The sequence below is a fragment of the Modestobacter sp. SYSU DS0875 genome, assembly GCF_054050915.1.
In genome coordinates this window covers 58,173-67,967 of record NZ_JBJHAH010000020.1, presented here as the reverse complement: position 1 = coordinate 67,967, position 9,795 = coordinate 58,173, and the positions used below count along the sequence as shown (strand labels likewise).

9 protein-coding genes and 2 pseudogenes are annotated in these 9,795 nt (G+C 73.0%); 10 read left to right on the top strand and 1 reads right to left on the bottom strand.

Translation table 11 applies throughout. From position 1 onward, the window contains the following. Positions 1–313 precede the first annotated feature (313 nt). Both ACI79Y_RS13485 and ACI79Y_RS13480 read left to right on the top strand, forming a co-directional pair. Positions 314–2,479: a transglycosylase domain-containing protein gene (locus tag ACI79Y_RS13485; protein ID WP_457158962.1), complete on the top strand. Its 2,166-nt coding sequence runs from the start codon at positions 314–316 to the stop codon at positions 2,477–2,479. Positions 2,480–2,596: 117 nt separating this feature from the next. Further along, the gene (locus ACI79Y_RS13480; RefSeq protein WP_457158961.1) at positions 2,597–4,048 is read left to right on the top strand and encodes a glycosyltransferase family 87 protein; all 1,452 of its coding nucleotides are present in this window, start codon (positions 2,597–2,599) and stop codon (positions 4,046–4,048) included. Here the strand turns inward: ACI79Y_RS13480 and ACI79Y_RS13475 are convergent. Further along, a complete protein-coding gene (locus ACI79Y_RS13475) occupies positions 4,020–4,832 on the bottom strand; it encodes a deoxyribonuclease IV (protein WP_457158960.1) in 813 nt (270 codons plus the stop codon). The genes ACI79Y_RS13480 and ACI79Y_RS13475 overlap by 29 nt on opposite strands. A gap of 168 nt (positions 4,833–5,000) precedes the next feature. On the opposite strand from ACI79Y_RS13475, the gene rpsF reads away from it, so the two are divergent. The 8 genes and pseudogenes from rpsF (at position 5,001) to ACI79Y_RS13435 (ending at position 9,774) form a co-directional block, all read left to right on the top strand. Beyond that, on the top strand, positions 5,001–5,288 hold the full coding sequence (gene rpsF / locus ACI79Y_RS13470; protein WP_457158959.1) for a 30S ribosomal protein S6: 288 nt from the start codon (positions 5,001–5,003) through the stop codon (positions 5,286–5,288). A gap of 2 nt (positions 5,289–5,290) precedes the next feature. Further along, on the top strand, positions 5,291–5,779 hold the full coding sequence (locus tag ACI79Y_RS13465) for a single-stranded DNA-binding protein (RefSeq protein ID WP_457158958.1): 489 nt from the start codon (positions 5,291–5,293) through the stop codon (positions 5,777–5,779). Positions 5,780–5,875: 96 nt separating this feature from the next. Then, complete coding sequence (rpsR, locus tag ACI79Y_RS13460) at positions 5,876–6,112, top strand: 30S ribosomal protein S18 (protein WP_089305905.1); 237 nt, start codon at positions 5,876–5,878, stop codon at positions 6,110–6,112. 11 nt (positions 6,113–6,123) lie between these two features. Next, positions 6,124–6,570, top strand: coding sequence for a 50S ribosomal protein L9 (gene rplI / locus ACI79Y_RS13455; RefSeq protein WP_457158957.1), 447 nt, complete (start codon positions 6,124–6,126; stop codon positions 6,568–6,570). Positions 6,571–7,402: 832 nt separating this feature from the next. Then, the gene (gene dnaB, locus ACI79Y_RS13450; protein ID WP_457083511.1) at positions 7,403–8,773 is read left to right on the top strand and encodes a replicative DNA helicase; all 1,371 of its coding nucleotides are present in this window, start codon (positions 7,403–7,405) and stop codon (positions 8,771–8,773) included. 120 nt (positions 8,774–8,893) lie between these two features. Further along, a pseudogene (locus tag ACI79Y_RS13445) lies at positions 8,894–9,274 on the top strand (LGFP repeat-containing protein); the annotation flags it as partial. Next, positions 9,157–9,420: pseudogene (locus tag ACI79Y_RS13440) on the top strand (LGFP repeat-containing protein); the annotation flags it as partial. The pseudogenes ACI79Y_RS13445 and ACI79Y_RS13440, both read left to right, overlap by 118 nt. A gap of 6 nt (positions 9,421–9,426) precedes the next feature. Then, on the top strand, positions 9,427–9,774 hold the full coding sequence (locus ACI79Y_RS13435) for an LGFP repeat-containing protein (protein WP_457158964.1): 348 nt from the start codon (positions 9,427–9,429) through the stop codon (positions 9,772–9,774). Positions 9,775–9,795 lie beyond the last annotated feature (21 nt).

The following is a 9,795-nucleotide window of genomic DNA, read 5'->3' as shown; positions in this document are numbered from 1 at the left end:
CCCCCGCCCCCCCCCCCCCCCCCCCCCCCCCCCCCCCCGCCCCCCCCCCCCCCCCCCCCCCCCCCCCCCCCCCCCCCCCCCCCCGGCGGCCCCCCCCCCCCCCCCCCGGTCCGGGGCGCCCGGCCGGCCCGCGGGTGCCCGTCCGGCCTCCGGGCGCCCGTCCTCCGGTGGTGGGGGCCGCCCGCCGGGTAACCGGCCGCCCACGGCCAGGGGCGGTCGCGGTGGCGGGGGTGGTGGCAAGAAGAAGCGCACCGGGAAGCAGCGCCGTCGCCGATGGCTCAAGATCGTCGCCGGTCTCGTCGCCACCCTGCTGGTGCTGCTGGGGGTGTTCGTCGGCGTCGTCTACGCGACCACCGAGGTGCCCTCGCCCGAGTCGGTGCAGAACGCGCAGACGACGGTCGTCTACTACTCCGACGGCGTCACCGAGATGGCCCGCCTGGCCGAGGCCGAGGGCAACCGCACCGACGTCTCGCTGGACCAGGTCTCCGAGGCGGCCCAGAACGCGATCCTCGCCGCGGAGAACCGGGACTTCTACACCGACCCGGGCATCTCCTTCACCGGGATCCTGCGGGCGGCGTGGAACAACCTGACCGGCGGTTCCACCCAGGGTGGCTCCACGATCACCCAGCAGTACGTGAAGAACGCCTTCCTCAGCTCCGAGCAGACCTTCAGCCGGAAGTTCAAGGAGCTCTTCCTCGCCGTCAAGCTGGACAACGAGTACTCCAAGAAGGAGATCCTGGAGAACTACCTGAACACCATCTACTTCGGCCGCGGCGCCTACGGCATCGAGGCGGCGGCGAACACCTTCTTCGGGGTCACGGCCGCCGACCTCACCGCCGAGCAGGGTGCCGTGCTCGCCGTCCAGGTGCGCAGCCCCAGCTCCTACGACCCGGAGAACAACCCCGAGGGCGCGCAGGACCGCTGGGCCCGGGTGCTCGACGGCATGGTCGAGGAGGGCTGGCTGGACTCCGCGGCCCGCGCCGCCGCGCAGTACCCCGCCGTGCTGCCCAACACCGGCTCCAATCTCGGCTACCCGGAGGGCCCGGAGGGCCTGGTGGCTCGCGCCGCGGTGCGCGAGGTGTCGAACATGGGCTACGACTCGGTCGAGTCCTCCGGCCTGCGGATCGTCACCACCCTGGACAAGGCCAAGCAGGACGCCGCGGTCGCCGCGGTCAACGACGTGATGGCCGGCGAGCCGGAGAACCTCCGCGAGGCGCTGGTCGCCGTCGACCCGCGGACCGGCGGGGTCGTGGCCTATTACGGCAACGCCCGTGGGGTCCCCGGCGAGGACGGCGCACCGTTCATCGACTACGCCCAGGCCCAGCGGCAGCCCGGCTCGTCGATGAAGCCCTACGTGCTGGCCACCGCGCTGGAGCGGGGGATCAGCGTCGACGCCCGCCGCGACGGCAGCTCGCCGCAGAACTTCCCGGACCGCACCCAGCCGGTGCGCAACTCCAGCAACGCCCAGTGCGCGGCCTGCACGCTCAAGGAGGCGATGACCAAGTCGCTGAACACCACGTACTACGGGCTCGCCTACGAGGTCGGCCCGATGGACGTGCGGCAGACCGCGTTGCAGGCCACCGGGCTGCCGGAGATGTGGACCGGCGGCGCGCTGGCCAACCAGCCGGTGCTGGCGGACCGCAACGGCAACGCCGGTGGCTCGATCGGCATCGGCCAGTACGAGATGCGCCCGATCGACCAGGCCGTCGGTTTCGCGACCTTCGCCGCCGGCGGGGTGCGCCACGACCCGCACTTCGTCGCCGAGGTCCGGGACAGCGCCGGCGGGGTGCTGGCGACCAAGGACGGCTCGGCCACCGCGCAGCAGGTCATCGAGCCCAACGTGGCCAGCGACGTGACCTTCGCCCTGGAGGACGTCGCGAGGGGCTCGCGGTTGCCGTTGGACGGCAACCGGCCGGTGGCGGCCAAGACCGGCACCCAGGGGCTCAACGACGAGGACAACTCCGACGCCTGGATGGTCGGCTACACGCCGTCGCTGTCCGCGGCGGTCTGGGTCGGCAGCGATGCGCTGGAGCCGATCAGGAACGTGCAGGGCCGGATCATCTACGGCTCGGGGCTGCCCGGGGAGATCTGGCAGCAGTTCATGAACGCCGCCCTGGCCGGCACCCCGGTGGAGGAGCTGCCCAGCCGGGCCCTGATCAAGGGCGACACCGGGGAGGGCGTGCCCGAGCCGACGCCGACCCCGGCCGAGACGTCGGCGGCCCCGGTGCAGACCAGCCGGGCACCGGTGCCGCCGCCGGCCCCCAGCTCGACGCCGTCGTCCTCGTCGTCGTCCTCCTCCTCGGCCGTCGCTCCCCCGCCCGGGAGCGAGGACGACGGCGGCACCGGTGAGGACGCCGGTGGCGGCGGCACCGGCGGGGACACCGGCGGGGACACGGGTGGCGACGCCGGTGGCGGTGGTGCCGGGGGTGGCGGTGGCGCCGTCCCGCCGGCCCCCGGTGTCCCCGGCACGAACCAGTGAGCACCCCGGCAGACTGACCGTGTGAGCACCTCCTCCGCGGGCCCGTCCGTCCCGGCCGACCAGCCGGGGGGCGGGCCCGCGGCATCTGGGCCCGAGGCGTCCGGACAGCCCGACCGGGTGGTGCCCTCCTGGACCGACCCGGTGGTGGCCCAGGCGAGCGAGGCGGTCGGTGGGCCCTGGGGCCGGCACGCGGTCACCGGCCGGGCCCGGTTCTGGACGCCGCTGCGGGTCTGCCTGCTCTTCACCGTCACCGTGCTCGCGGCGGCCTGGGCGAAGCAGGCGCCGTGCGCGTCGGGCGACTGGAGTGGCTCCAAGCAGTACACGCACCTCTGCTACAGCGACGCCGTCGCGCTGTTCGGCAGCCGCGGGCTGTCCGAGGGGCAGGTGCCCTACCTGGACTCCGCCGTCGAGTACCCGGTGCTGACCGGCGCGATGATGCAGGCGGCCGCCGTCCTCGGCCGGGGGTACGACGCGCTGGCTCGCGGCACCGGGCTGCTGCCCGACCCGGTGCCGGTGCTCTCCTTCACCGTCGTCACCGCGCTGCTGCTGTCGGTGCTGGCGCTGCTGGTCACCCGCGGCGTGCTGGCGCTCAGCGGACGGCGCCCCTGGGACGCGGCGATGGTGGCGCTGTCCCCCGTGCTGTTCGTCTACGCCTTCACCAACTGGGACCTGCTCGCCGTCGCGCTCACCACCCTGGGCATGTGGGCGTGGGCCCGGCGCCACCCGGTGCCGGCCGGGGTGCTGCTCGGGCTGGCGGTGGCGGCGAAGTTCTACCCGCTGATCGTGCTGGGGGTGCTGTTCGCGCTCTGCCTGCGGGCCGGCCGGCTGCGCGCCTGGCTCACCACCGTCGTCGCGGCCGGCGTCGCCTGGCTGGTGGTGAACGTGCCGGTGGCGCTGGCCGCGCCGGAGAACTGGGCGCGCTTCTTCACCCTCAGCGACACCCGCCCGGCCAACCCGGAGTCGATCTGGGCGCTGCTCATCGACTGGTCCGGCGACCGGTTCCTCGACGGCCCGCTGGCCGAGGGGCAGGCGCCGGAGCAGCTGAACACCGTGGTGGCCGTGGTCCTGGTGCTGGCCGCGGCCGGGGTCTGCTGGCTGGCGCTGGCCGCCCCGCTGCGGCCCCGGCTGCCGCAGCTGGCGTTCCTGCTGGTCGCGGCCTTCCTGCTGCTGAACAAGGTGTACAGCCCGCAGTACGCACTCTGGCTGCTGCCGCTGGCGGTGCTGGCCCGGCCGCGGTGGCGCTCGCTGCTGGCGTGGCAGGCCACCGAGGCGCTGGTGTGGGCGATGACGATGCTGTACTACCTCGGCTCCGACGCCCGCGGGGTCGGCGTCGAGTGGTTCTACACCGCCGTCGTCCTGCGGGACGTCGCGATCGTCGCCCTGATGGTGCTGGTGGTCCGCGAGGTGTGGCAGCCGGACCGGGACCTGGTGCGGCGCAGCTGGCCGGGGGTCGACGACCCGGCCGGTGGGGTGCTGGACGGCGCCGTCGACCGGGTGGTCCTGCGCCGCACCCGGCGGTCCGGCGGGGCGCACCGCCCCGTCAGGACAGGGTCGACCGCAGCCGGCTGATCTCCGCCGCGTGCGACGCGGCGTCCCCGGGTGTCTCCAGGACGACGGGGCAGCCGGCCTCCCGCGCGACGTGCAGCAGCAGCTCGACCGGGATCTCCCCGGCCTCCAGCGGCGCGTGCCGGTCGCGGCCGGAGCCGGCCGGGTCCCGGCTGTTGTTCAGGTGCACCAGGTCGATGCGCCCCGTGACCGCACGCACGTCGTCGACGACGCTCGCCAGGTCCCAGCCGGCTGCCCAGGCGTGGCAGGTGTCGAGCACGAACCCGGCGCCGAACGCCCCGACCGCCTCCCACAGCCGGCCCACCGCGGCCAGCTCGCGGGCCATCGCGTTGTCGCCGCCGGCGGTGTTCTCGATCAGCACCGGGACGCCGAACCCGCCGTCGTCGGCCTGCCGGGCGAAGGTCTTGCGCCAGTTGTCGACGCCGGCCGCCGGGTCGTCCGCGGCCAGCACGTGCCCGCCGTGCACCACCATGCCGCGGGCGCCGATCGCCGCCGAGGCCTGGGCGTGCTGCCCGAGGAGCTTGCGGCTGGGGATGCGGATCCGGTTGTTGGTGGAGGCGACGTTGAGCACGTACGGGGCGTGCACGAAGACCGCGACGTCGGAGGCGAGCAGCGCGTCGGCGTCCGGGCGGGGCTTCGGCGCCTTCCAGCCCTGCGGGTCGGCCAGGAACACCTGGACGGCGTCGGCGTCCAGCTCCGCGGCCCGGGCCAGCGGGCCGCCCTCGTCGAGCTCGTTCGCCTCGGTCAGGCCCGGTCCGACGTGCACGCCGATCAGCTGCTCAGCCACCCGAGGAGCGTAGATCGCCGGTCCGACGCACCGGTGGTGTCGCGTGCGCTGGTAGCCTGACCGGTGCGCGTCTGTCCTGCTGCCTGCAGGCCCGGCGCGCGACGCATGTACGACCCTCCTGCCGCAGATGTGCTGCGGCCGCTGAGACCAGAGGAGGTGGGGTTCTCCGTGCGCAACTACGAACTGATGATCATCCTCGACCCTGAGCTCGAGGAGCGGACCATCGCTCCCAGCCTGGACCGGTTCCTGACCGTCGTCACCAACTCCGGTGGCACCGTCAAGACCGAGATCTGGGGCCGCCGCCGGCTGTCCTACGAGATCAAGAAGAACGTCGAGGGCATCTACGCCATCGTCGACATCCAGGCCGAGCCGGCCGCCGTCGCCGAGCTCGACCGGCAGCTGAACCTCAACGAGTCGGTGCTCCGCACGAAGCTGATGCGGCCCGAGGTCCACTGACCATGGCCGGCGAGACCGTCATCACCGTCATCGGGAACCTGACGGCCGACCCGGAGCTGCGGTTCACGCCGTCCGGCGCCGCCGTCGCCAACTTCACCGTCGCCTCGACGCCCCGCACCTTCGACCGTCAGTCGCAGGAGTGGAAGGACGGCGAGGCCCTGTTCCTGCGGTGCAACGTCTGGCGCCAGGCGGCGGAGAACGTCGCTGAGTCGCTCACCCGCGGTTCGCGGGTCATCGTCTCGGGGCGCCTGAAGCAGCGCTCATTCGAGACGAAGGAAGGCGAGAAGCGCACCGTCGTCGAGCTCGAGGTCGACGAGATCGGCCCCAGCCTCCGGTACGCCACGGCCAAGGTCACCCGCGCTGCGCGCAGCGACGGTGGCGGTGGCGGTGGCTTCGGCGGCGGCGGCGGCGGTGGCGGTGGCTTCTCCGGCGGCGGGGCGAGCGACCCCTGGTCCACCCCGCCGGCGTCCTCCGACGAACCGCCCTTCTGATGAAGGACCCCGCTGCCCCCCACCGCTCGCACGCTCGCGGCGGGCCCCTGCAGCGGGGCCGACAACTCCAGTACTGATCTCCCAGGAGAACCCCAAGTGCCCAAGCCCCCTGTGCGCAAGCCCAAGAAGAAGGTCTGCCAGTTCTGCAAGGACAAGGCGACCTACATCGACTACAAGGACACGACCCTGCTGCGGAAGTTCATCTCCGACCGCGGCAAGATCCGTGCCCGCCGCGTCAGCGGCAACTGCAGCCAGCACCAGCGTGACGTCGCCGTGGCCGTGAAGAACAGCCGCGAGATGGCCCTGCTGCCCTACACCTCCACGGCGCGCTGATCATGAGCACGATGAAGCTGATCCTGACGCAGGAGGTCACCGGTCTCGGGTCCTCCGGCGACACCGTCGAGGTCAGGGGCGGCTACGGCCGCAACTACCTCCTGCCCCGCGGGCTGGCGATCGTCGCCACCCGGGGTGCCGAGAAGCAGGTCGACAGCCTGCGCCGGGCACGTGCCGCCCGCGACGTCGCGTCGCTGGAAGACGCCCAGTCGATCGCCGCGCGGCTCGGCGGCCTGACCGTCACGCTGCCGGCCCGCGCCGGCGAGGGTGGCCGGCTCTTCGGCCGGATCACCACCGCCGACGTCGCCGCCGCGGTCTCTGCCGCCGGTGGCCCGGAGCTCGACCGTCGCCGGATCGAGATCCCGAGCAGCATCAAGACGACCGGCGCCCACACCGTCACGGTGCGGGTGCACCCCGAGGTCTCCGCAACGGTGAACCTCGACGTCGTCGCTGGTTGATCGGCCCGCCGGCTGACACAGCCGGCACACAGCACCGCCCACGAGGGGCGTCGGACTCCGGTCCGGCGCCCCTCGTGGCGTCTCCGCGGCCGGTCGCCCGGGTGCGTCCACCCGCCGGTCCACCCGCCGTCCACAAGGCCGCCGCCCCCGGAGGCCGCGCCGGGGGCGCCGACCGCGGTCCCGTGTCGACTTCTCCACAGTCTGTGGACATCACGGTGCACAACGGTCCCCGCGGGTGGGGAGCACGGGGCCCGGCGGCGGCCGTGGAAGCGGTCCCCGCGGCCCTCGCACCGCCGTCGCCGCCGTCGTGCCTGTCGCGCCGCGACGTGGGCCGGCGTCGTGCACCGTTCACCGGCCGGCCGCAGCCCCGCTGCCCGGGACGACGCGGGCGGGCGCCGTCGCCGGGCCGCGCCGTGCCCGCGATGCGCGTGTGACCAGCGGGAACGCCGACGACACGCCGACGGTGCGCCGCGCCGGGGAAGTGTCGGACTTTCTCCCGTCCACAGGCTGGGTGGGGCTGCACCGCAGGTGACGAGGGGGTTGCCGGAACACGACGAGCCGTCGTCCCCCGGGCCGTCCACACGGCGACCACGCTCGTCCACCGACTTGTCCACAAGTTGTGCAGATCGACGTGCACAGCGGTGTTGGACGTGCGGCCGACAGCTTCCTAACGTCCTCCCCAGCTGCCGCCGGGCACCGAACTGTCGGTGCCCGGCGGTAGCAACGACCCGACGGTCGGCGCCCGCACGGCGGGGGCCGCCGTCGTGCGGTCAGCACCAGGTGCACAGCAGCAGCCGGTCCCGACGTGGGCCGGCGGACAGGGGGATCCAGCGTGGCGGTCGTCGACGACATCAGCCGGCCGAGGCCGACGGCTCCGGAGTACGACCGGCAGCCCCCTCAGGACGTCGCGGCCGAGCAGTCGGTGCTCGGCGGCATGCTGATGAGCAAGGACGCGATCGCCGACGTCGTGGAGGTGCTGGCCGGGCCGGACTTCTACCGCCCGGCGCACCAGATCATTTTCGACGTCATCCTCGACCTCTACGGGCGCGGTGAGCCCGCCGACGCGATCACCGTCGCCGCGGAGCTCAACCGCACCGACCAGCTGTCCAAGATGGGCGGCGCGGTCTACCTGCACACGTTGATCGCCTCCACGCCGACCGCGGCGAACGCCGGCTACTACGCGGCGATCGTCGCCGAGCAGGCCGTGCTCCGGCGGCTGGTCGAGGCCGGCACCCGGGTGGTGCAGCTGGGCTACGGCGCGGCCGGCGGGAAGGGCGACGTCGACGACATCGTCGACCGCGCCCAGCAGGAGATCTACGACGTCACCGAGAAGCGGATGAGCGAGGACTACTCGCGTCTCGAGGACGTCCTGCAGCCCACCATGGACGAGCTGGACGCGATCGCCTCGCGCGGTGGCACGGCCCGCGGCGTGCCCACCGGCATCCGCGACCTCGACGAGCTGACCAACGGCCTGCAGGCCGGCCAGATGGTCGTCATCGCCGCCCGCCCTGGCGTGGGCAAGAGCACCTTAGGTCTTGACATCGCCCGGTCGGCCACGGTGAAGCACCACCTGCCCGCCGCGATCTTCTCGCTGGAGATGAGCAAGCACGAGATCACCATGCGTCTGCTGTCGGCCGAGGCGAAGGTGCCGCTGCACCACATGCGCGCCGGCACGCTCTCCGACGAGGACTGGTCGAAGCTGGCCCGCCGGATGGGCGAGATCGCCGACGCCCCGCTCTACATCGACGACTCACCGAACATGACGATGATGGAGATCCGGGCCAAGGCGCGACGGCTCAAGCAGCGCAACGACCTCAAGCTCATCGTCATCGACTACCTGCAGCTGATGACCTCGGGCAAGAAGGTGGAGAGCCGCCAGCAGGAGGTCTCGGAGTTCTCCCGGGCGCTGAAGCTGCTGGCCAAGGAGCTCGAGCTCCCGGTGATCGCGATGAGCCAGCTGAACCGTGGCTCCGAGCAGCGTCAGGACAAGAAGCCGATGCTCTCCGACCTCCGTGAGTCCGGCTCGATCGAGCAGGACGCCGACATGGTGATGATGATCCACCGCGAGGACATGTACGAGAAGGAGTCCCCGCGGGCCGGCGAGGCCGACATCATGCTGGTCAAGCACCGCAACGGCCCCACCGCGAACGTCACTGTCGCCTTCCAGGGCCACTACAGCCGCTTCGTCGACATGGCGAACTGACGCATCCCCCTCGATCCGCCGCTGACCTGCGCGAACGCGACGCCGCAGGTCCGGCGGTCGGGGTTGCGGGGCCACCGGGCGCACTACCTTCCCGCTCACACGGCGCACACAGGTGCACTCGTGCCCAGGCAGCGCTTCCAGCGGGGCGGCGTCTACTCCAGCCCGAGGACGCCGACGGTCGCCGTCCTGAACGGCGTCGTCCGCAACCGGTGGGGCGCCGGCGGATGGGAGCGCGGCTGGCTGGGCTACCCGACGAGGGACACCTTCTGCGGGCTGGCCGGCGGCGGCTGCGGTCAGCACTTCCAGGGTGGGTCGATCTACTCCTCCCCGGCCGGCGCGTTCGCGGTGTCCGCCGGGATCCGCGACCGCTGGGCCGCCCAGGGCTGGGAGCGTGGCATCGGCCTGCCCACCAGCGAGGCCTTCTCGATCGGCGCCGGGACGGCGCAGCACTTCCAGCGCGGGTCGATCTACCCCACCCCCGGCGCGCCCCCGCTGGTCGTGCCGGGCGCCTTCGGGACGCCTACGCCCGGCAGGGCTGGGAGCGGGGCTTCCTCGGCTACCCGCGGTCCGGCGTCTTCTGCGGGCTCAAGGACGGCGGCTGCGGCCAGCACTACACCGGCGGGTCCATCTACTCCTCGCCGGCCGGGACGTTCGTGATCCCGAGGGCGATCGTCGACGAGTGGTCGAAGCAGGGCTACGAGCGCGGGGCGATGGGTTACCCGACGTCCGACGTGTTCTGCGGCCTGCTCGACGACGGCTGTGGTCAGCACTTCCAGGGCGGGTCCGCCTACGCCCGAGGCCCGGTCCAACGCGGCTACCAGGCTCTCGTGCACTTCGTGCCCGGGCCGATCCGGGACGCCTGGGTGGCGCAGGGTTGGGAGCGGGGTCGCCTTTTCTACCCGATGCTGCCTGCGCAGCTGGTCCGTGGGCGAACGGTCCAGCTCTTCTACGGCGGGTCGATCTCGGTGCACAACGGGTTGGTGAGGGTCAACTACCGCTGACCTCCGGGTCGCTCCGGCCAG